Below are 20,919 nucleotides of genomic sequence, written 5' to 3' on the forward strand. Positions count from 1 at the left end.
GTCATGGCCTACCAGCCATCCCAGAAGACCAGGAAGACCGTCCTGGGCATCGGCGGCATCGCGGTCCTGGCCGGCCTCAACGCCCCGGCCGCCGTGGACTTCGTGAGCGAGCAGTACCACGCGTACAAGATCGCCCAGCCCGGGTACCGGGCCAAGTACGGCTCCTGGCACCAGATCGACATTCCCGCGCGGTACCGCACCAACGCCATCCACGCCTCGCTCCTGCACACCGGCAAGGTGCTGATCGTGGCCGGCTCGGGCAACGAGCAGCGGAAGTTCGACGCCGGGTCCTTCGACACCGTCCTGTGGGACCCCAAGGCCAACACCTTCAAGAAGATCCGGACCCCGGTGGACTTCTTCTGCGGCGGCCACAGCCAACTCCCCGGCGGCAACCTGCTGGTGGCCGGCGGTACCGCCCGCTACGAACTGCTCGACGGCGAGGTCAAGCGGGCCGGCGGCGGGATGCGCGTCAAGAACGAGAGCCCCGACAAGCCGGTGTTCCTGAAGAAGGGCACCCGCTTCCGCTCGCCGGCCGGGGTCGACTACCTCACCCGGTTCGACGTCACGGTCCCCCCCGCCAAGCGCGGTTTCAAGGTGACGTACGACGCCCGCGGCGTGATGCAGCCCTGGAGCACGAGTGTCACCGCGAGCGAGGTGCGGGTCTTCGTCGAGGCCGCCGAACCGGGCCCGCTCTCGGCCACCGAGAAGCAGGCCCAGTACGAGATCGTCGGCCTGCGGGGCAAGGACGCGGAGAACGCGTACGGCCTCTCGGAGAAGATCACTCTCGACAAGCAGGACTACCAGGGCATCCGCGCGGCCTACGAGTTCGATCCCGGGGCCGAGCGGTACATCCCCGTCGCCCCGATGAACAAGGCCCGTTGGTACCCGACCCTCGTCGGCCTCGACGACGGACGCGTCCTCGCCGTCTCCGGCCTCGACGACGTCGGCGTGATCGACCAGGGCGACACCGAGTTCTACGACCCGAAGACCAAGAAGTGGACCCCGGGCCCCAAGCGGTACTTCCCCACCTACCCCGCCCTCTTCCTCACCAAGGGCGGCAAGCTCTTCTACCCGGCCTCCAACGCCGGTTACGGGCCGGCCGACCAGGGCCGCGAACCCGGCCTCTGGGACCCGCGGACCAACACCTTCACCAAGGTGCCCGGACTGCGCGACCCCGCGGAGACCGAGACCTCCTCCTCCCTCCTCCTGCCGCCCGCGCAGGACCAGAAGGTGATGATCCTCGGCGGCGGGGGCGTCGGCGAGTCGCGGAAGTCGACCCCGCGCACCGCCGTCGTCGACCTGAAGAAGGAGAGCCCCGTCTTCCGGGACGGCCCCCGACTCCCGCAGGGCACCCGGTACTTGAACAGCGTGATCATGCCGGACGACTCGGTGTTCACCACCAACGGAGCCTCCGACTACCGCGGTCGCAGCGCCAGCAACATCTTCAGGGCACAGTTCTACGACCCCAAGGGCAACACCTTCCACGAGGCCGCCGCGCCGACGGTCGGCCGCAACTACCACTCCGAGGCGCTGCTGCTGCCCGACGGCCGGGTGGTCACCTTCGGCTCCGACCCGCTCTTCGACGACCAGGCCAACACCAAACTGGGCCACTTCGAGCAGCGCATGGAGATCTTCACCCCGCCCGCGCTGCACCGCAACGGCGCCCGCCGGCCCGTCCTGCGGGACGGCCCGCGGACCCTGGACCGCCGCCACCGGGCGACCTTCCGCACCGACCACCCCGAACGGATCGTCAAGGCCCGCCTGATGCGGCCGAGTTCGGTGACCCACACGACGGATGTCGAGCAGCGCTCCGTCGAACTCGGCCTCACCAAGCACGGCGGGTCGGTCACCGTGGACGTACCGAAGGACCAGGCGCTGGTGCCGCCCGGCTGGTACATGCTCTTCGTGACGGACGCGCAGGGCACGCCCTCGGAGGCGAAGTGGCTCCAGGTGAAGTGATCAACGACCCGTATCGGAGCGGGAGTTGCGCGCCAGCTCCAGGGCGTACTCCGGCCACCACCGGCCGGCGGCGGGACCGCCCTCACAGGGACCGTCCGACGCACCGGGCCGCTTGATCCACAGATAGGCGTCCAGGGCGGCCTCGCCGGTGTCGGTGGTCGGGCGGGTGCCCAGCGCCCGGCCCGGCGGGTTGCACCAGGTGCCGGAGAGGGGCCCGTTGCCGTTGCGGCTGCTGTCGACCACGAAGTGCTTGCCGCCGAGCTCCCGGGAGAGACGGACGCCGTACTCCTTCGTCACCGCGTCCGTCTGGAAGTTGGAGACGTTCAGCGAGAAGCCGTCGGCCCGCTCGACCCCCGCCCGCTTCAGCGGCTCGACCAGCCGGCCCGGGTCCCTGATCCAGGAGGGGTTGCCCGCGTCCACGTACACCTTCGTGCCGGACTGGCGCTTCAGCCGGACGACCGCCTCGCTCAGCAGCCGCTCGCGCTCCTCCTGGTACTCGCCGGGGGTGCACCCGTCCACGATGTGCGCGACGGCGTCGGGCTCCAGGACGACGATCGCCCTGGCGTCCCCCAGCGCCTCGGCGAACTTCCCGATCCACGCCCGGTACTCGTCCGCGTCCGCCGCCCCGCCCGCCGAGTGCTGACCGCAGTCCCGGTGCGGGATGTCGTACGCCACGAACAGGGACGTACGCCCCTGCCGCCCCGCGGACGCGGTGGCCGCCCGCACCGCCGGGCCCGGGTCGATCTCCCCGGCCGGCCAGAGCGCCGCGGGCTGGTCGGCGATCTGCCTGAGCAGACCGGCGTCCCCCTTGCGCCCCTCCCGCTCCCACGTCTGGATCTGCTGGACCGCCGGACTGGCCGGGTCGACCCAGAAGGGCGAGCCGCTCACCGGGCTCCGCGACGTGACGCCCGCGACGGGGGCGTCGTGCAGCTCGGGCGCGGACGAACAGCCCGCCGCGAGTCCGAGCGCCGCGAGTGCCGCGACGGTATGGATCAGCCGGGACATGCTGCTCCCTTGCGCGAGGATGATTCACCGACAATTGACAATCAGTAAGTAATCGTGACATAACGCATCCCGTCCGCCCCGAAGCGACACCGGACGCGTGGGGCGCGGTTCCCCGGGACCGAAAGGCGAGACGGGGCAGACCACGATGTGACCCGGCGGTAAGGTCTGATGCCGTGCCGAAGCCGCTCAGTCTCCCTTTCGACCCCATCGCCCGCGCCGACGAACACTGGAAACAGCGCTGGGGGAACGTCCCGTCCATGGCCGCGATCACCTCGATCATGCGGGCGCAGCAGATCCTGCTCGGCGAGGTCGACGCGGTCGTCAGGCCGTACGGGCTGACGTTCGCGCGGTACGAGGCGCTGGTGCTGCTCACCTTCTCCAAAGCGGGCGAGCTGCCGATGTCCAAGATCGGCGAGCGGCTGATGGTGCATCCCACCTCCGTCACGAACACCGTGGACCGGCTGGTCAGGTCCGGTCTCGTCGCCAAGCGCCCCAACCCCAACGACGGCCGCGGCACCCTCGCCTCGATCACCGACAAGGGCCGCGAGGTCTGCGACGCGGCCACCCGTGACCTGATGGCGATGGACTTCGGGCTGAGCGCCTACGACGCCGAGGAGTGCGCGGAGATCTTCGCGATGCTGCGGCCCCTGCGGGTCGCCGCCGAGGACTTCGACGGGGACTGACCCGGGGCAAGATCTCCCGGAACGGGTCGTTACGCTCGTCCTCATGAAAAAGAGCGTGCTGACCCGCTACCGCGTCCTCGCCTACGTCACCGGCGTCCTGCTGGTCCTGCTCTGCCTGAGCATGATCGCCAAGTACGGCCTCGACATCGACGGCGCCGCGGACGTCACCCGGGTCGTGGCCATCGCGCACGGCTGGCTGTACGTCGTCTACCTGGTCTTCGCCTTCGACCTGGGCTCCAAGGCGAAGTGGCCGGTCGGCAAGCAGCTGTGGGTGCTGCTCGCCGGGACCGTCCCGACCGCCGCGTTCTTCGTGGAGCGCAGGATCAGCCGCGAGCTGGAGGGCCGGTTCACCGAACCCGCCCCGGTGGCCGCGAAGGCCTGACGGGCCCGACCTCCACCGCCGTACGAGTCGCGTACGGCGGTCCGCCATCGACATTTACTTGGACGTCCTAGTAAATTCGACGGTATGGACGCTGACGCCATCGAGGAGGGCCGCCGACGCTGGCAGGCCCGGTACGACGCCGCGCGCACCCGCGCGGCGGACTTCACCACACTCTCCGGAGACCCCGTCGAGCCGGTCTACGGACCCCGGCCGGGGGACAGGTACGACGGCTTCGAGCGGATCGGCTGGCCCGGCGAGTACCCCTACACGCGCGGCCTGTACGCGACCGGCTACCGGGGCCGGACGTGGACGATCCGGCAGTTCGCCGGGTTCGGCAACGCCGAGCAGACCAACGAGCGCTACAAGACGATCCTCGCCAACGGCGGCGGCGGGCTCTCCGTCGCCTTCGACATGCCCACCCTCATGGGCCGCGACTCCGACGACCCGCGCGCGCTCGGCGAGGTAGGCCACTGCGGGGTCGCCATCGACTCGGCCGCCGACATGGAGGTCCTGTTCAGGGACATCCCGCTCGGCGACGTCACGACGTCGATGACGATCAGCGGGCCGGCCGTCCCGGTCTTCTGCATGTACCTCGTGGCGGCCGAGCGCCAGGGCGTTGACCCGTCCGTCCTCAACGGCACGCTCCAGACGGACATCTTCAAGGAGTACATCGCCCAGAAGGAGTGGCTCTTCCAGCCCGAGCCCCATCTGCGCCTCATCGGCGACCTCATGGAGTACTGCGCGGCCGGCATCCCCGCCTACAAGCCGCTGTCCGTCTCCGGCTACCACATCCGCGAGGCCGGCTCGACGGCCGCGCAGGAACTCGCGTACACCCTGGCCGACGGCTTCGGCTACGTCGAACTGGGCCTCTCCCGCGGCCTCGACGTGGACGTCTTCGCGCCCGGCCTCTCCTTCTTCTTCGACGCGCACGTCGACTTCTTCGAGGAGATCGCCAAGTTCCGCGCGGCGCGCAGGATCTGGGCCCGCTGGATGCGGGACGTGTACGGCGCCCGGACGGAGAGGGCGCAGTGGCTGCGCTTCCACACCCAGACCGCCGGTGTCTCGCTGACCGCCCAGCAGCCGTACAACAACGTGGTGCGTACGGCGGTCGAGGCGCTGGCCGCGGTGCTCGGCGGGACCAACTCGCTGCACACCAACGCCCTGGACGAGACCCTCGCGCTGCCGAGCGAGCGGGCGGCGGAGATCGCGCTCCGCACCCAGCAGGTGCTGATGGAGGAGACCGGGGTCGCCAACGTGGCCGATCCGCTGGGCGGTTCGTGGTACGTCGAGCAGCTCACCGACCGGATCGAGGCGGAGGCGGAGGTGATCTTCGAGCGGATCAGGGAGCGCGGTCTGCGGGCGCACCCCGACGGCCGGCATCCGATCGGGCCCATCACCTCCGGCATCCTGCGTGGGATAGAGGACGGCTGGTTCACCGGTGAGATCGCCGAGTCCGCGTTCCAGTACCAGCGTTCGCTGGAGAAGGGCGACAAGCGGGTCGTCGGCGTGAACGTCCACACCGGGTCCGTCACCGACGACCTGGAGATCCTGCGGGTCAGCCACGAGGTGGAGCGGGACCAGGTCGGCGCCCTCGGCGCGCGCCGGAGCGCACGCGACGAGCCCGCCGTACGGGCCGCGTTGGAGGCGATGCTCGGGGCGGCCCGGGACGGCTCGAACATGATCGGGCCGATGCTGGCCGCCGTACGGGCCGAGGCGACGCTCGGGGAGATCTGCGGGGTACTGCGGGAGGAATGGGGGGTCTACACGGAGCCCGCCGGCTTCTAGCTCCGTGACCGGGAACGGCTCTCAGAACTCGCCGAGCGAGGTCAGACCCAGGAGCAGGACGCGGGTGAAACTGCGGACCCACTCCGGGTCGGCCGGCTCCGCACTCACCAGGGTGCGGTGCACCACCGCGCCGGCGACCACGTCGAAGATCAGGTCCGCGGTGCGCGCCGCTTCCTCCGGGTCCGCCGGCGGCGGAAGCTCGCCCCGGGCCTGGGCGCGCGCCCGGCCCTCCAGCACCAGCCGCTTCTGGCGCCGCACGATCGAGTCGCGGATCCGCACCCGCAGGGCGTCGTCCCGGGTCGACTCGGCGACCACCGCCATCAGTCCGCTCTTGGCCTCCGGGCGGGCCAGGATCGCCGCGAACTGGAGGACCACGCCCTCGATGTCGGCGGCGAGCGTGCCCCGGTCGGGGAGGCTCAGTTCGTCGAAGAGCTCGGCGACGGCGTCGACCACCAGCTCGTTCTTGCCCGCCCAACGCCGGTACAGGGTCGTCTTCGCGACCCCCGCGCGCGCCGCCACGTCCCCCAACGTGAGCTTGGACCAGCCCAGTTCGACCAGGGCCTGCCGGGTGGCCGCGAGGATCGCGGCGTCGGCGGTGGTGCTGCGGGGGCGGCCCGCACCGCGGGGGGCCGGAGTGCGGCTCTGCATCCCACGACCCTAACCGGCGGTTCCCGTGCCGCAGTGAGGGAGATCACCGGACCCCGGTGCACCGGGGTCCCTCGCAGCCATTACGCTACGGGTCGTAGCGTAACCACGGGCACCGGGTGGGGACCCGGTGCCGAACAGGCTCAACGGCCCGCGGCGCACCGGGCTTTCGCAGTGCTTTTCCCACACGCGCGGGAACGGGGGAGGATAGACGCATGCAGCCACGGAACATGTCCATGAGCGGAGTCGTCGACCTCGCCGCGGTGAAGGCGGCCCAGGAGGCCAAGGCCAAGGCGGAGCAGGCGCGCGCCGAAGCCGCCAGGCAGGGCGGCGGCGGGGCCGTCTCACCCACCGACCTGGTGATCGACGTAGATGAGGCGGGGTTCGAGAGGGACGTCCTCCAGCTGTCCACCCAGGTGCCGGTCGTCATCGACTTCTGGGCCGAGTGGTGCGAGCCGTGCAAACAGCTGAGCCCCCTTCTGGAGCGGCTCGCGCTCGACTACGCGGGGCGCTTCGTCCTCGCCAGGATCGACGTCGACGCCAACCAGATGCTGATGCAGCAGTTCGGGGTCCAGGGGATCCCGGCCGTCTTCGCGGTGGTCGCCGGGCAGGCGCTGCCGCTCTTCCAGGGGACGGCGGGCGAGGCGCAGATCCGCCAGACCCTGGACCAGTTGATCCAGGTCGGCGAGGAGCGCTTCGGGCTGACGGGCCTGGCCGTCGACCCCGACGCCGAACCGGGTGTCCAGCCGGCGGCCCAGCAGGTGCCGGCCGGCCCCTACGACGCGCTGCTCGAAGCGGCCGTACAAGCGCTGGACGCGGGTGACCTGGCCGGGGCCGTCCAGGCGTACAAGAACGTGCTGAGCGACGACCCGGGCAACACCGAGGCCCGACTCGGGCTCACCCAGGCCGAGTTGCTCCAGCGTGTGCAGGGGCTCGACCCGCAGCGGGTGCGCGCGGAGGCGGCCGAGCGGCCCGCCGACGCGCAGGCCCAGATCGCCGCGGCCGACCTCGACCTGGTGGGCGGCCATGTCGAGGACGCGTTCACCCGGCTCATCGACACCGTGCGGCGCACGGTGGGTGACGACCGCGACGCCGTACGGCTGCGGCTGCTCGACCTCTTCGAGGTGGTCGGGGCCGACGACCCGCGGGTGGCGGCGGCGCGGCGCTCCCTTGCGAGGGCGCTCTTCTGACGGGTCGGTGGACGTCAGGGCCGGTGATGCCCGAGTGACGGATCTGCCGAAGTAGTCCCGATGCGGCCGCGCTTTACCAAAACTTGGTAATCGCGGCCGCTGTTACTTGGAGTAAGACCAAGGCGCCGAGCTGTCGGATTTCGTCCGGCTATCAACGTCTCTGTCCCGCCCCGTGAAGGCACCCAGCGTTGCCGACCGGTACCGGCGGGTCGTGGTTCGGTTATCGCGCCGTTACTAGCGAGTAACGAACCCCCTTGTGCGGGCGGCCAGAATGCACCACGATCGGCGACGCTCGGTCCGTTTCCGTACCCCGACAGCCGGTTGGGTCAACGGGTTTTCCTGGGTCCCCACCGAGTAGAGCCGAATACATGAGGAGTCGGCTCTTGGACAGGGGGGTCTTCGCCGCACGGCGGAGCCTGTCCAGCAAGGTTGTGCGTGATGTGCGTCAGGCGCGACCAGTGGTTGTCGCTCGGGGGTGATCGCCGGTGATTCGGGCGCGATTTCGCGCCACCGAGTACAGGCGCTCCCCTTCCCGAGGACGTAGCACTTCTCCCATCCCTGCCCGGCTGAGCCGTCCAATGGGGCAGTCAGGGCCAGGAGATGTACGTCCGAGAAGGAGGAAATATGGAGTCCCAGGTGCGTGGCGGGACCAGATGGAAGCGCTTCGCTGTGGTCATGGTGCCCAGCGTCGCCGCTACGGCCGTGATAGGTGTCGCCCTCGCGCAGGGTGCCCTCGCCGCGTCGTTCAGCGTGTCGGGCCAGTCGTTCAAGGTGTCGGCGGACAAGCTCGTCGGCACGGGCTTCGCCCAGTACGGTGCCATCGACTCGGGGTACAACCTCGACGGTTCGAAGACGGCCCACCCGGTCGCGGTGTCGGCGTTCAGCAACGCCGAGATCACGAACATGTGCCAGTCCGTGGTCACCCCGAACATCCCGCTGCTCGGCTCGGTGAGCCTGAAGCTGCAGGCGGGCGGCGAGGGTACGCCGGTCGAGGCCGACAATCTCTACATCGATGTCGACAACCTCTCCGCGGACGCCACGTTCGAGAACATGCGGATCGGCGTGGCCGGCAAGGACCTCAAGGGTCCCGGTATCAAGAGCGGCGACGCCGCCAACCCGTACGGTTTCGGCCAGGACGCCGACAAGGCGACCCTGACCGGAGTGAAGCAGACGGCGTGGGCCACCACTGCCGGAACCTTCAAGCTCAGCGGGCTGAAGATGTCGCTGTCGGCGGGAACGCACGAGTGCTACTGAGCACTCGCTGACGGGCGGGGGGGCCGGTGGCGCCCCCGCCCGTCCGGTGCCCGTCCGGTGCCCGCCCGGACCTTCACGGTCCGCACACCTCACCACCACAGCAATTGCCGTACCAGGGAGCTGTTTTCATGAGCGCCGAGACTCCTGCCGTGCCCGGCCAGTTCGCCCGTCGTAGGGCGCAGTTCCGCGCCTGGCGGGGCGCCAGGCCGTTCTGGGCCGGCCTCCTCGTCATGCTCGGCGGCCTCCCGATCGCCTACTTCCCGTACGCCCATCTCCAGGTCGGCCATCTGACGCTGGCCATGGCGACCACCGCCGGCGCGGGGTCCCTGATCATCGGTGTGCTGCTGGTCGTCCTGGGGTTCAGCCTCTGGTACCAGAAGCACGTACGCACCTTCGCGGGTGTCGCGGCGATCCTGCTGGCGCTGGTGTCGATCCCCGTCTCCAACCTCGGCGGCTTCCTCATCGGCTTCCTCCTCGCCATGGTCGGCGGGGCGCTGGCCGTGTCGTGGGCGCCGGGCGTACCGCCGCAGCCGCAGCCGGTGGAGGACGTCGCGGACGGAGGGGGCGGTGCCCCCGGGGCCGCTTCGTACGAGAGCCCCGACGGGGCGAGCGAGCCGAACGATCTGTCAGGAACGAGCCACGGGGCGAACGGGAGGCACAGTGCCGGCTGACGAGGTGACCCACGGGACCGAGGTGGACGAGTCCCGTGTGAGAACCGGTCCGCGCCACGCGGCACCGAAGAAGCCGCTGTTCACCAGGTTCCACATGCCCGCCGGCAAGGCGATAGCCACCGTGGCGATGCCCACCGCCGTTCTCGTCGGACTGGGCTTCACGTCCTCGTTCGCCCTCGCCGACAACGGTGGCTCCACGCCGTCCGCCAAGAGTCTGACGGCGGACGAGTACAAGGACTGCGTCTCGGCCCTCGCCTCCGGTGACGCGAGCGCGTCGCCGTCGCCGTCCGCGAGCGCCTCCGGTGACTCCTCCAAGGACGACGCGACGCCTTCGGCCACGGCCTCGGACAGCGCCGGCTCCGGTTCGGGCAAGGCCTCTTCGTCGGATTCAGGTTCCGACGACAAGGCCACGGCCACGCCGACGCCGTCCGCCACCGCCTCCGCGAGCAAGTCGACGGCGACGAAGAGTTCAACGGGCTCGTCGGGCTCGTCGTCCGGCGCCACGGCCACCGCGACGCCCTCGGCGTCCGCGAGCAGCGGCAACCTGCTGGACACCATCGGCGGCGCGATCACCGGCATCCTCAGCGGCGGTTCGGGTTCGTCGGGTTCGTCTGGTTCATCGAGTTCCGGCTCCACGGCGTCCGCCACCCCGACGCCGACCGCCTCGGCGTCCGCGTCCGCCTCCGCGGGCTCGTCGTCGAACGGGTCCGGCAGCACCAAGGGCACCGTCAAGGACACCACCCAGAAGGTCACCGACACGGTCAAGAACACCGTGGGGGACGCGACCGGTACGGCGTCCAAGGCGGCCGGGGACACCTCCAAGGCGGTCGAGAAGGCGGCCGGCGCGGCCACCGCCTCGCCGAGCCCGTCCGCGAGCTCCACCACGGACGCCTCGGACTGCCCGGTCGCCACGGACGACACCAGCGGCGTCGACAACACCACGGCGCTGCCCGACGATCCCTGGTACCTCGACGCCAGTTCACTCCTGCTCAAGGGCGCCGACTACCAGGGCGTCGTCGAGGTGAAGACCGCGGACGGTTCGGTCAAGAAGGTCCTGAAGTACGTCATCTCCGGCGGCACCGACATCGGCGACCTGCACCAGACGGTCCACGACAAGCAGTCGGGCAAGACCTACAACGTGCAGGCCGCCGCCGGCTCCACCTCGACGATCCGCGACGGCGAGACGGTGATGTACACCCAGAGCATCTCCGGGAACCTCTTCGGCCTGATCCCGATCACGTTCGACCCGGACAACCCGCCGCCGCTGAACATCCCGTTGATCTACTTCACCAACGCGAAGGTGGTCCAGGCCGGCCAGTTCGGCGGCACGCTCACCATTCCCGGGCTGCACAACTACGTCTCCGACTGACCCGTCCCACCAGCCCTTCCGGGAGCCGCAGCACGGTGACGGCACTGAGGGCGCCCCCTGCTGTCACGGGGGGCGCCCTCAGTGCCGTACAACTGCCTTCACAGGCGGGTCAGTTGCGCTCGCCGCCACCCAGGTGGTGGACGCGGAGCATGTTCGTGGTGCCGGGAACACCGGGGGGCGAACCGGCGGTGATGATGACGACCTCGCCCGGGTTGAAGCGGTTGATCTTGGCGATCTCGGCGTCGACCATGTCGACCATCTCGTCGGTGCTGTTGACGAACGGCACGACGTGCGACTCCACGCCCCAGCTGAGCGTCAGCTGGTTGCGGGTGCTCTCGTCGGTGGTGAAGGCGACGATCGGCTGGGCCGCGCGGTAGCGGGAGAGCCGGCGGGCGGTGTCGCCGGACTGGGTGAAGGCCACCAGGCCCCGGCCACCGAGGAAGTCGGCGATCTCGCACGCGGCGCGGGCGATCGAACCGCCCTGCGTACGCGGCTTCTTGCCGGGCACCAGCGGCTGGAGGCCCTTGCTGAGCAGCTCCTGCTCGGCCGCCTGGACGATCTTCGACATCGTCTTGACGGTCTCGATCGGGTAGGCGCCCACGGAGGACTCGGCGGAGAGCATGACCGCGTCCGCGCCGTCCAGGATCGCGTTGGCCACGTCGGAGGCCTCGGCGCGGGTGGGGCGGGAGTTGGTGATCATCGACTCCATCATCTGGGTCGCCACGATCACTGGCTTGGCGTTGCGCCGGCAGAGCTCCACCAGGCGCTTCTGCACCATCGGGACCTGCTCCAGCGGGTACTCCACGGCCAGGTCGCCACGGGCCACCATCACCGCGTCGAAGGCCGCGACCACGGCCTCCATGTTGTCGACGGCCTGCGGCTTCTCCACCTTGGCGATGACGGGGACCCGGCGGCCCTCCTCGTCCATCACCTTGTGCACGTCGTTCACGTCGTGGGCGTCGCGCACGAAGGAGAGGGCGACCATGTCGCAGCCCATCCGCAGGGCGAAACGCAGGTCGTCGACGTCCTTCTCGGAGAGCGCGGGCACGTTCACGGCCGTGCCGGGCAGGTTGATGCCCTTGTGGTCGGAGATGACACCGCCCTCGATGACGATCGTCTTGACCCGGGGGCCCTCGACGTCCAGCACCTTGAGCTCGACGTTGCCGTCGTTGATCAGGACCTGGTCGCCGCGCGAGACGTCGCCGGGCAGGCCCTTGTAGGTGGTGCCGCAGATGGTCTTGTCACCGGGCACGTCCTCGGTGGTGATGGTGAACTCGTCACCGCGCACCAGCTCGACGGGGCCCTCGGCGAAGGTCTCCAGACGGATCTTCGGGCCCTGGAGGTCGGCGAGGACGCCGATGGCACGGCCGGTCTCCTTGGCGGCGGCCCGGACCCGGTCGTACCGCCCCTGGTGCTCGGCGTGGGAGCCGTGGCTGAAGTTGAAGCGGGCCACGTTCATGCCGGCCTCGATCAGCGAGACCAGCTGCTCGTGGGAGTCGACCGCGGGGCCGAGAGTACAGACGATTTTCGAACGGCGCATGGGGCGATCCTATCGGTTTGTTTCGCTACGGAATATTCCGTCTGGCGGAAGATACAAATGGGCGGCAATATGCTCAGGCGTGTTACCGCCGTGTAGCGCCGTATTGCTCACGCACGCGCACTCGCGCTCGTTCGCCGGCGCCCGCTCAGTCGCTCTTTCCGACCAGTGCGTAGGTCTGTGTGGCGATCTCCAGTTCCTCGTCGGTCGGCACCACGGCTACGGCCACCCGCGTGTCCTCGGGCGAGATCAGCCGCGGCTGATCGCTGCGTACCGCGTTCAGCTCGCCGTCCACGGCCAGGCCCAGCGGCTCGAGCCCCGCCATCGCAGCCTCCCGCACCTGGCTCGCGTTTTCCCCGACTCCCGCTGTGAAGACGACCGCGTCCACCCGGCCGAGTACCGCGCAGTAAGCGCCGATGTACTTCTTCAGGCGGTGAATGTAGATGTCGAAGGCGAGTTCCGCCTGTTCGTCACCCTCGTCGATCCGGCGCCGGATCTCCCGCATGTCGTTGTCCCCGCACAGCCCTATGAGACCACTCCTCGTGTTGAGAAGAGTGTCGATCTCATCTGTGGACATTCCGCCAACACGCGCCAAATGGAAGATGACGGCCGGATCCAGGTCTCCCGACCGGGTCCCCATCACCAGTCCCTCCAGCGGCGTCAGCCCCATCGAGGTGTCCACGCAGCGCCCGCCCCGCACCGCCGAGGCGGACGCCCCGTTGCCCAGGTGCAGCACGATGACGTTGACGTCCTCCGGGGCCCTGCCGAGCAGCCGGGCGGTGGCCCGGGAGACGTAGGCGTGCGAGGTGCCGTGGAAGCCGTAGCGCCGGATCCGGTGCTGGTCGGCGGTGCGCACGTCGATCGCGTAGCGGGCGGCCGACTCCGGCATCGTGGTGTGGAAGGCGGTGTCGAAGACGGCGACCTGCGGCAGATCGGGCCGCAGTGCCCGCGCGGTGCGGATGCCGGTGAGGTTGGCCGGGTTGTGCAGCGGTGCGACGGGGATCAGCCGCTCGATCTCGGCGAGCACGGTGTCGTCGATGACCGTCGGCGCGGTGAAGGTCAGCCCGCCGTGCACGACCCGGTGCCCGATGGCCGCCAACTCGGGCGAGTCCAGGCCGAGTCCGTCCTGTCCGAGCTCCTCCGCCACCGCCTTCAGGGCGGCGCCGTGGCCGTCGATCGGCTCGTTCCGCTCCCGGGTGGTGCCGGTGGCGACGTGGGTGTGCCTGAGCCGTGAGGTCTCCTCGCCGATGCGCTCGACGAGTCCCACGGCCAGCCGCTCGCCGTCGCGCATGTCGAGCAGCTGGTACTTCACCGACGAGGAGCCGGAGTTGAGGACCAGGACACGGGAGGGCCGGGCCGGGCTCGGCGCGGCGGGCGGGGTGGCGTCGGGCAGGGGGGTGGCGGGCGTCGGGTGGGAACTCACTGGGCGGTTGCCCTCTCGGTCGGGTACTGGGCCTGGATCGCCGTGATGGCGACGGTGTTGACGATGTCCTGGACGAGGGCGCCCCGCGACAGGTCGTTGACGGGCTTGCGCAGCCCCTGGAGCACCGGTCCGACCGCGATCGCGCCGGCCGAACGCTGCACGGCCTTGTAGGTGTTGTTGCCGGTGTTGAGGTCCGGGAAGATCAACACGCTTGCCTGGCCCGCGACTTCGGACTCCGGCAGTTTGGTGGCGGCGACCGTCGGCTCGACGGCCGCGTCGTACTGGATCGGCCCCTCGATCCGCAGGTCGGGCCGGCGTCGGCGGACCAGCTCGGTCGCCTCGCGCACCTTGTCCACGTCGGCGCCCGTACCGGACGTACCGGTGGAGTACGACAGCATCGCGATCCGCGCCGCGACCCCGAACCGCTCGGCGGTGGCGGCGGACTGGATGGCGATGTCGGCGAGCTGCTCGGCGTTCGGGTCGGGGTTCACGGCGCAGTCGCCGTAGACCAGGACCTTGTCGGCGAGGCACATGAAGAAGACCGAGGAGACGATGGAGGCGTCCGGCTTCGTCTTGATGATCTCGAAGGCCGGCCGGATGGTCGCGGCCGTCGAGTGCACGGCGCCGGAGACCATGCCGTCGGCGAGGCCCTCCTGCACCATCAGGGTGCCGAAGTAGTTCACGTCGGCGACCACGTCGTGCGCCAGCTCCACCGTCACGCCCTTGTGGGCGCGGAGCCCGGCGTACTTCTCGGCGAAGGCGTCCCGCAGTTCGGAGGCGGCCGGGTCGATCAGCTGCGCGCCGCCGAGGTCGATGCCGAGGTCGGCGGCCTTCTTGCGGACCTGGTCCACCGGCCCGAGAAGGGTGAGGTCGCAGACGCCGCGGCGCAGCAGCACCTCGGCCGCGTGCAGGACGCGGGCCTCGGTGCCCTCGGGCAGGACGATCCGCCGCCGGTCGGAGCGGGCCCGTTCGAGCAGGGTGTGCTCGAACATCATCGGGGTGAGCCGGTCGCTGCTCGGCGCGGAGACCCGCTTCGACAGGTCGCCGGTGTCGACGTACCGCTCGAAGAGGCCGAGCGCGGTCTCCGCCTTGCGCGGGGTGGCCGCGTTCAACTTCCCTTCCAGGGAGAAGAGTTCGGCCGCCGTGGGGAAGGAGGTGCCGACCACCGAGACGACCGGGGTGCCCGGCGCCAGGCGTGCGGCGAGGGTGAGGACCTCCGCGGAAGGCCGCTCGTTCAGGGTGAGCAGCAAGCCCGCTATCGGCGGGGTGCCGGCGCTGTGCGCGGCGAGCGCGCCGACGACCAGGTCCGCGCGGTCGCCGGGGGTGACGACCAGGCAGCCCGGGGTCAGCGCCTTCAGGAAGTTGGGCAGCATCGCCCCGCCGAAGACGAAGTCGAGCGCGTCGCGGGCGAGCCCCGAGTCGTCCCCCAGCAGCACCGTGCCGCCGAGCGCGTGGGTGATCTGCGCGACGGTCGGCGCGGAGAGCGCGGGCTCGTCGGGCAGGACGTAACAGGGCACGGGCAGCCGGGTGCCGAGCAGCGCGGCGATGTCGTCGCGGTCCTCGCGGGCGACCCGGTTGGTGACCATGGCGAGGACGTCGCAGCCGAGCCCGTCGTAGGCGCGGTAGGCGTTACGCGTCTCGGCGAGCACGGACTCGGCGGGCTGCTTGCGGCCGCCCACGACCGGGATGACGGAGGCGCCGAACTCGTTGGCGAGGCGCGCGTTGAGGGAGAGCTCGTCGGGGAACTGGGTGTCCGCGTAGTCGGTGCCCAGGACGAGGACGACGTCGTACTCCCGGGCGACGAGGTGGAACCGGTCGACGAGCGTCGACACCAGTTCGTCCGTCCCCCGCTCGGCCTGGAGGGCGGAGGCCTTGTGGTAGTCCAGGCCGTAGACGGTGGCCGGGTCCTGGGAGAGCCGGTAGCGCGCCCGCAGCAGCTCGAAGAGACGGTCGGGCCCGTCATGGACGAGGGGACGGAACACGCCCACCCGGTCGACCTGCCGGGTCAGGAGTTCCATCACGCCCAACTCGACGACCTGGCGGCCGTCGCCGCGGTCGATCCCGGTCACGTACACGCTGCGCGTCACGCGTGTTCTTCCTCTCTGCGTCGTGCTGGGTCTCGTGCCTGGTTTCCGTACTCGGTTCCGTACGTGGTTCGGGGCTCGGAAAAGCGCCCACCGAGGTGAGCGGAATCCTCTTGACAATACCTCCGGCGCTAAGTAAGGCGCCCGTCAGTAGGGGAGGGGCGCTGGGATACGGATCGAGGTACACCGGACGGAACCGACATCCCTCCGAGGGACGTGAAACAATCGGACCTGGCTCACCGGTTTCAACAGCGAGCAGGAGACACAGCACTGATGCGCATCGGAGTGCTCACCGCAGGCGGCGACTGCCCCGGCCTGAACGCCGTGATCCGGTCGGTCGTGCACCGCGCCGTCACGCACTACGGCGACGAGGTCATCGGCTTCGAGGACGGCTACGCCGGACTCCTGGAGGGTCACTACCGCGGCCTCGACCTCGACGCGGTCAGCGGCATCCTCGCCCGCGGCGGCACCATCCTCGGCTCCTCCCGCCTGGAGCGGGACCGGCTGCGCGAGGCGTGCGAGAACGCGCTGGACATCGCGCGCGACTTCGGCATCGACGCGCTGATCCCGATCGGCGGCGAGGGCACGCTGACGGCGGCCCGGATGCTCTCCGACGCCGGTCTGCCGGTGGTCGGCGTGCCCAAGACGATCGACAACGACATCTCCTCCACGGACCGTACGTTCGGCTTCGACACCGCGGTCGGGGTCGCCACGGAGGCGATGGACCGCCTCAAGACGACGGCCGAGTCCCACCAGCGGGTGATGGTCGTCGAGGTCATGGGCCGGCACGCGGGCTGGATCGCGCTGGAGTCCGGGATGGCGGCGGGCGCCCACGGCATCTGCCTCCCCGAGCGACCCTTCGACCCGGCCGACCTGGTCACGATGGTCGAGGAGCGCTTCGCCCGCGGCAAGAGGTTCGCGGTCATCTGCGTCGCGGAGGGCGCCCACCCGGCCGAGGGCTCCATGGACTACGGCAAGGGCGACATCGACGCCTTCGGCCACGAGCGCTTCCAGGGCATCGGCACGGCACTCGCCTACGAACTGGAGCGCCGCCTCGGCAAGGAGGCCAAGCCGGTCATCCTCGGCCACGTCCAGCGCGGCGGGGTCCCCACCGCCTACGACAGGGTCCTCGCCACCCGCTTCGGCTGGCACGCGGTGGAGGCCGCGCACCGGGGGGAGTTCGGGCGGATGACGGCGCTGCGCGGGACGGACGTGGTGATGGTCCCGCTGGCGCACGCGGTGACCGAGCTGAAGACCGTCCCCAAGGACCGGATCGACGAGGCGGAGTCGGTCTTCTAGGGCCGTCGCCTGTTCCGGCACGGCCAGTGGGTGGCGCTAGTGAATGCCACTAGTAGGTGCCCCTCCCGACCGTTCCCCAGAAGTTCTCGACGATCCGGTCGAGGAAGTCCCGGCCCGCCACGCCGGAGCCGGCGGTCGCGCGACCGCCGTCGCGGCCGAGCGTGGCGAGCGTCCGCCCCTGGTACTCGTGGTGCAGCTCCTGGAGGGTGTCCTCCAGGAGCCGCCGGTCCAGGGGCACCATCTTGCCGACCGGCTTCACGTACGCCTGCCAGCGGGTGGTCACCGCGCCGCGCAGCAGCCGGGTCAGTTTCGCGTCGCGGCCCGTGACGGTGACGAAGTCCGGCAGCGAGAGGTCGAGCAGATCGGCGAGCGTGGACGACTGGCGGTCGTTGCCGGTCCACTCGTCGTGCTCCTCCATCCGCAGATAGGCGAGGAGTTCGAGCCCGACGGTGCGCGCGACGTCCTCCGGTGCGAGCCCGTGCGCGAGCCGGTGCTCACGCAACGTGCGCGGTCTGCCGACGAGTTCGTCCGGCGAGCACCACAACACACCGGCGAGAGCGGTGAGTTCCGGACGGGACGGCGCGGTGAGCCCTCGTTCCCAGGCGATGACGAGGTCCGGGGTGACGTAGGGCAGCCCGAACGAGACGCGTATCCCGTAGGCGACGTGCTCGGGGCCCATGTCGAGCGCGGTACGGAGCCGGCGCGCGGCCGGGGCGTTGAAGGGAGGCGGGGGCGGGGTGGACTGGGGTGATGGAGCTGGAGGTCGGCGCACGCGGCACAAGCTAGGGCCGCCAGGGTGCGGTGACTACGTTCTGTTCGGCCAAGGTTACGGATCGTGCGAACGTACGGATCCGGCCTCCGAGTGGGTCGGTGACGGGCGGGCGACGCCGGAGCGGGCGGTGCGGCCGGTGACGGTGGGTGGCGGCGCATATGCCTCCCTGCCTTGCCGTTCCTGCCCGGACGGGTCGCCGAACTCGGCTGCGGAGAGCGTCCGTTCGGGCGGCTCTCGAAGAGGAGTGCGTCAACCCAGGGTGACCGGCGGGGCTGTCGGCGGCCCCATCGGGCGGCGTGAATTCGACGGAGCGTCACGGCGGGCGCCCTCGCGCCGGCTTCCGGAGCGAGACGTCACCCGCCTCGTCCGGTCCGCTCGTTCGCCCGGCGGACGAGGCGCATCCCGGCAAGGGGTGGTCCAAATCCCTTTCTGTGTGCGGGCGTTGGGACCGCGGCGGGGTGGCTATCCGGGTAGCCAGCGGTACTGGAACTCCGGGCGGCCCACCGTTCCGTACTGCGGGCTCCGGGCCGCCCGCCCCGCGTCCACCAGATGTTCCAGGTAGCGGCGGGCGGTGATCCGTGAGATGCCGACCGCCGCCGCGACGCCCGTCGCGGTGAGGCCCTCCGTCCGGTCGCGCAGGGCGACGGTCACCCGCTCCAGCGTCGGCGCGCTCAGCCCCTTGGGCAGTGCGGCGGGCGACGGCGCGCGCAGCGCCGCGAGGGCCCGGTCGACCTCGTCCTGGCCGCTCGCCTCGCCGGCCGCCGCGCGGAACTCGGCGTACCGCACCAGACGGTCCCGCAGCGTCGCGAAGGTGAAGGGTTTCAGGACGTACTGGACCACCCCCAGCGAGACGCCCTCCCGCACCACCGTCAGGTCCCGCGCCGACGTCACCGCTATCACGTCGGCGTGGTGGCCGGCGGCGCGCAGGGAGCGGGCCAGTTGCAGGCCGTGCACGTCCGGCAGGTGCAGGTCGAGGAGGAGCAGGTCCACCCGGGTGCGCTCCAGCGCGCGGCGCGCCTCCGCACCCGTGTGCGCCTTGCCGACGGCGACGAAGCCGGGGACCCGGCCGACGTACATGACGTGCGCGTCGGCGGCGACCGGATCGTCCTCGACGACGAGGACCCGGATCGGCTCGGCGGTCATCCGGCGCCACCCCCGGACACGGCGCTCCCGACGGCCCCGCCGTCGCCCCGGGCCCCGTCCCGCAACGGCAGCCGGACCTCGAACACCGCTCCGCCCCCGTCCGCCTCCGCGACGCTCAGCCGCCCCGCGTGCCGGTCCACCGCCTGGCTCACCAGGGCCAGTCCGAGGCCCCGGCCGCCCGGTCCGGCGGGCTTCGTGGAGAAGCCGCGCCGGAACACCGCCTCGGTGTGCGCGGGGTCGACCCCCGTGCCGGTGTCCGCCACCCGCAGCACCAGCGAGGCAGCGCCCTCCGTGTACGCCGTCACCGTGACCCTGGCCCGCAGGCTGCCCTGCGCCGCGTCCACCGCGTTGTCGATGAGGTTGCCGAGGATGGTCACCAGGTCCCGCGCGGAGAGTGACTCCGGCAGCAGTCCGTCGTCCAGGCCGCTGTCCTCGGACACCACCAGCTCCACGCCCCGCTCGTTGGCCTGGGCCGTCTTGCCGAGCAGCAGCGCGGCCAGTACGGGTTCGCTGACCGCGGACACCACCTGGTCGGTGAGTGTCTGCGCCAGTTCGAGTTCGGCGGTGGCGAAGTCCATCGCCTCCTCGGCGCGGCCGAGTTCGATCAGCGAGACGACCGTGTGCAGCCGGTTCGCCGCCTCGTGGGCCTGCGAGCGCAGCGCCTGGGTGAAGCCCCGTTCCGAGTCCAACTCGCCCATCAGGGACTGGAGTTCGGTCACATCACGCAGGGTCGCCACGGTGCCGCGACGCTCGCCGCCGGAGACCGGCGAGGTGTTCACCACCAGGACCCGGGACGCCGTCAGGTGCACCTCGTCGACTCTCGGCTCGGACGCGAGCAGCGCGCCCGTGAGGGGGGCGGGCAGCCCCAGCTCGGCGACCGACCGGCCCACGACGTCCTCGGTCACACCCAGCAGCTCCCGTCCACCGTCGTTGATCAGCGCCACCCGGTACTGCCCGTCGAGCATCAGCAGCCCCTCGCGTACGGCGTGCAGCGCGGCCTGATGGTAGTCGTGCACCTGGCTCAGCTCGGTCGCGTTCATCCCGTGGGTGTGGCGGCGCAGCCGGGCGTTGACCACATAGGTGCCGATCGCGCCCAGGGCGAGGGCGCCGGCCGCGACGCCGATCAGGGCGGCGACCTGGTCCCGCACCCGCTGGGTGATCGCCTCGACGCGGATGCCGGCGCTGACCAGGCCGACGATCCGCGTGCCGTCGTAGACCGGGGCGACCGCGCGGACGGACGGGCCGAGGGTGCCGGTGTAGGTCTCGGTGAAGGAGTCACCGCGCAGGGCTCGGGAGATGTGGCCGAGGTAGGGCTTCCCGATCTCGCTGGGGACGGGGTGGGTCCAGCGGATGCCCCGCGGATCCATGATCGTCACGAAGTCGACCCCGGTGTGCCGCTGGACGCGGACGGAGTACGCCTCCAGGTGGGCGGTGGGGTCCGGTGTGCCGATGGCCTGCCGTACCGAGGGCGCGTCGGCGACCGAGCGGGCCACCGCCGTCGCCTGCCGGCCGGCCGCGGCCTCGGCCTGGCCGCCGTCGCTGACGTAGGTGAACAGCGCGTAGCCGACCACCACGACCGCTATCAGCACGGCCTGCATGGCGAAGAGCTGGCCGGCCAGGCTGCGCGGGCGGGGGACGGGCGGGAGGCGCATGCCGTCAGTGTGCCTCCGCGGACCGGCGTGAACTAAATGAACGGAAGGGTGACCGCTCTCACAGGC

General features: G+C 70.8%; 17 protein-coding genes. 9 read left to right on the forward strand and 8 right to left on the reverse strand.

What is annotated here, in order from left to right; all coding sequences use genetic code 11:
• The first annotated feature begins 3 nt into the window (after nt 1-3).
• The gene (locus ABZT12_RS11835; protein ID WP_356381298.1) at nt 4-1,959 is read left to right on the forward strand and encodes a kelch motif-containing protein; all 1,956 of its coding nucleotides are present in this window, start codon (nt 4-6) and stop codon (nt 1,957-1,959) included.
• Here the strand turns inward: ABZT12_RS11835 and ABZT12_RS11840 are convergent, their stop codons facing one another.
• Nucleotides 1,960-2,964, reverse strand: a complete 1,005-nt coding sequence (locus ABZT12_RS11840) for a glycoside hydrolase family 6 protein (RefSeq protein ID WP_356381301.1) — start codon at nt 2,962-2,964, stop codon at nt 1,960-1,962. It lies immediately after the preceding gene.
• A gap of 173 nt (nt 2,965-3,137) precedes the next feature.
• On the opposite strand from ABZT12_RS11840, the gene ABZT12_RS11845 reads away from it, so the two are divergent.
• The 3 genes from ABZT12_RS11845 (at nt 3,138) to ABZT12_RS11855 (ending at nt 5,814) form a co-directional block, all read left to right on the forward strand.
• On the forward strand, nt 3,138-3,647 hold the full coding sequence (locus tag ABZT12_RS11845; protein WP_356381304.1) for a MarR family transcriptional regulator: 510 nt from the start codon (nt 3,138-3,140) through the stop codon (nt 3,645-3,647).
• Nucleotides 3,648-3,690: 43 nt separating this feature from the next.
• Nucleotides 3,691-4,029 (forward strand): DUF3817 domain-containing protein, encoded by a 339-nt coding sequence (locus tag ABZT12_RS11850; protein WP_356381307.1) that lies wholly within the window; start codon nt 3,691-3,693, stop codon nt 4,027-4,029.
• Between the two features lie 84 nt (nt 4,030-4,113).
• Nucleotides 4,114-5,814, forward strand: coding sequence for a methylmalonyl-CoA mutase family protein (locus ABZT12_RS11855; protein WP_356381310.1), 1,701 nt, complete (start codon nt 4,114-4,116; stop codon nt 5,812-5,814).
• Between the two features lie 21 nt (nt 5,815-5,835).
• Here the strand turns inward: ABZT12_RS11855 and ABZT12_RS11860 are convergent, their stop codons facing one another.
• Nucleotides 5,836-6,462 (reverse strand): TetR/AcrR family transcriptional regulator, encoded by a 627-nt coding sequence (locus ABZT12_RS11860; RefSeq protein ID WP_356381313.1) that lies wholly within the window; start codon nt 6,460-6,462, stop codon nt 5,836-5,838.
• A gap of 212 nt (nt 6,463-6,674) precedes the next feature.
• On the opposite strand from ABZT12_RS11860, the gene ABZT12_RS11865 reads away from it, so the two are divergent.
• The 4 genes from ABZT12_RS11865 to ABZT12_RS11880 all read left to right on the forward strand — a co-directional run bounded on the left by ABZT12_RS11865 (nt 6,675) and on the right by ABZT12_RS11880 (nt 10,943).
• Nucleotides 6,675-7,649, forward strand: coding sequence for a tetratricopeptide repeat protein (locus tag ABZT12_RS11865; protein WP_356381316.1), 975 nt, complete (start codon nt 6,675-6,677; stop codon nt 7,647-7,649).
• Between the two features lie 624 nt (nt 7,650-8,273).
• Entirely contained in the window at nt 8,274-8,903 is a 630-nt protein-coding gene (locus ABZT12_RS11870; RefSeq protein ID WP_356381319.1) for a DUF6230 family protein, read from the forward strand.
• A 128-nt stretch (nt 8,904-9,031) separates the two neighbouring features.
• Complete coding sequence (locus ABZT12_RS11875; RefSeq protein ID WP_356381322.1) at nt 9,032-9,574, forward strand: DUF6114 domain-containing protein; 543 nt, start codon at nt 9,032-9,034, stop codon at nt 9,572-9,574.
• Nucleotides 9,564-10,943: a hypothetical protein gene (locus ABZT12_RS11880; protein WP_356381324.1), complete on the forward strand. Its 1,380-nt coding sequence runs from the start codon at nt 9,564-9,566 to the stop codon at nt 10,941-10,943. The genes ABZT12_RS11875 and ABZT12_RS11880 overlap by 11 nt, the downstream gene beginning before the upstream one ends.
• 109 nt (nt 10,944-11,052) lie before the next feature.
• Here the strand turns inward: ABZT12_RS11880 and pyk are convergent, their stop codons facing one another.
• The 3 genes from pyk to pta all read right to left on the reverse strand — a co-directional run bounded on the left by pyk (nt 11,053) and on the right by pta (nt 15,990).
• On the reverse strand, nt 11,053-12,483 hold the full coding sequence (gene pyk, locus ABZT12_RS11885) for a pyruvate kinase (RefSeq protein ID WP_356381326.1): 1,431 nt from the start codon (nt 12,481-12,483) through the stop codon (nt 11,053-11,055).
• 145 nt (nt 12,484-12,628) lie between these two features.
• The gene (locus tag ABZT12_RS11890) at nt 12,629-13,873 is read right to left on the reverse strand and encodes an acetate kinase (protein WP_356381393.1); all 1,245 of its coding nucleotides are present in this window, start codon (nt 13,871-13,873) and stop codon (nt 12,629-12,631) included.
• A 26-nt stretch (nt 13,874-13,899) separates the two neighbouring features.
• Entirely contained in the window at nt 13,900-15,990 is a 2,091-nt protein-coding gene (pta, locus tag ABZT12_RS11895; RefSeq protein ID WP_356381329.1) for a phosphate acetyltransferase, read from the reverse strand.
• A gap of 270 nt (nt 15,991-16,260) precedes the next feature.
• Between pta and ABZT12_RS11900 the strand changes: the two genes are divergently transcribed.
• Nucleotides 16,261-17,286, forward strand: coding sequence for an ATP-dependent 6-phosphofructokinase (locus ABZT12_RS11900; protein WP_356381332.1), 1,026 nt, complete (start codon nt 16,261-16,263; stop codon nt 17,284-17,286).
• Between the two features lie 49 nt (nt 17,287-17,335).
• Here the strand turns inward: ABZT12_RS11900 and ABZT12_RS11905 are convergent, their stop codons facing one another.
• The 3 genes from ABZT12_RS11905 to ABZT12_RS11915 form a co-directional block, all read right to left on the reverse strand.
• The gene (locus tag ABZT12_RS11905) at nt 17,336-18,058 is read right to left on the reverse strand and encodes a helix-turn-helix transcriptional regulator (RefSeq protein ID WP_356381335.1); all 723 of its coding nucleotides are present in this window, start codon (nt 18,056-18,058) and stop codon (nt 17,336-17,338) included.
• Between the two features lie 462 nt (nt 18,059-18,520).
• The gene (locus ABZT12_RS11910; protein ID WP_356381338.1) at nt 18,521-19,201 is read right to left on the reverse strand and encodes a response regulator; all 681 of its coding nucleotides are present in this window, start codon (nt 19,199-19,201) and stop codon (nt 18,521-18,523) included.
• Entirely contained in the window at nt 19,198-20,853 is a 1,656-nt protein-coding gene (locus ABZT12_RS11915; RefSeq protein ID WP_356381341.1) for a sensor histidine kinase, read from the reverse strand. The genes ABZT12_RS11910 and ABZT12_RS11915 overlap by 4 nt, the downstream gene beginning before the upstream one ends.
• Between the last annotated feature and the right edge of the window lie 66 nt (nt 20,854-20,919).

It is taken from the genome of Streptomyces sp. NPDC005423 (genome assembly GCF_040606415.1).
Taxonomy (GTDB): Bacteria; Actinomycetota; Actinomycetes; order Streptomycetales; family Streptomycetaceae; genus Streptomyces.

Bases quoted from the DNA above. Each gene is read 5' to 3' on its own strand.
- ABZT12_RS11835 (WP_356381298.1), top strand. From the start codon at position 4: ATGGCCTACCAGCCATCCCAGAAGACCAGGAAGACCGTCCTGGGCATC.
- ABZT12_RS11840 (WP_356381301.1), bottom strand. From the start codon at position 2,964: ATGTCCCGGCTGATCCATACCGTCGCGGCACTCGCGGCGCTCGGACTC.
- ABZT12_RS11850 (WP_356381307.1), top strand. From the start codon at position 3,691: ATGAAAAAGAGCGTGCTGACCCGCTACCGCGTCCTCGCCTACGTCACC.
- ABZT12_RS11855 (WP_356381310.1), top strand. From the start codon at position 4,114: ATGGACGCTGACGCCATCGAGGAGGGCCGCCGACGCTGGCAGGCCCGG.
- ABZT12_RS11860 (WP_356381313.1), bottom strand. From the start codon at position 6,462: ATGCAGAGCCGCACTCCGGCCCCCCGCGGTGCGGGCCGCCCCCGCAGC.
- ABZT12_RS11865 (WP_356381316.1), top strand. From the start codon at position 6,675: ATGCAGCCACGGAACATGTCCATGAGCGGAGTCGTCGACCTCGCCGCG.
- ABZT12_RS11870 (WP_356381319.1), top strand. From the start codon at position 8,274: ATGGAGTCCCAGGTGCGTGGCGGGACCAGATGGAAGCGCTTCGCTGTG.
- ABZT12_RS11875 (WP_356381322.1), top strand. From the start codon at position 9,032: ATGAGCGCCGAGACTCCTGCCGTGCCCGGCCAGTTCGCCCGTCGTAGG.
- pyk (WP_356381326.1), bottom strand. From the start codon at position 12,483: ATGCGCCGTTCGAAAATCGTCTGTACTCTCGGCCCCGCGGTCGACTCC.
- ABZT12_RS11900 (WP_356381332.1), top strand. From the start codon at position 16,261: ATGCGCATCGGAGTGCTCACCGCAGGCGGCGACTGCCCCGGCCTGAAC.
- ABZT12_RS11910 (WP_356381338.1), bottom strand. From the start codon at position 19,201: ATGACCGCCGAGCCGATCCGGGTCCTCGTCGTCGAGGACGATCCGGTC.
- ABZT12_RS11915 (WP_356381341.1), bottom strand. From the start codon at position 20,853: ATGCGCCTCCCGCCCGTCCCCCGCCCGCGCAGCCTGGCCGGCCAGCTC.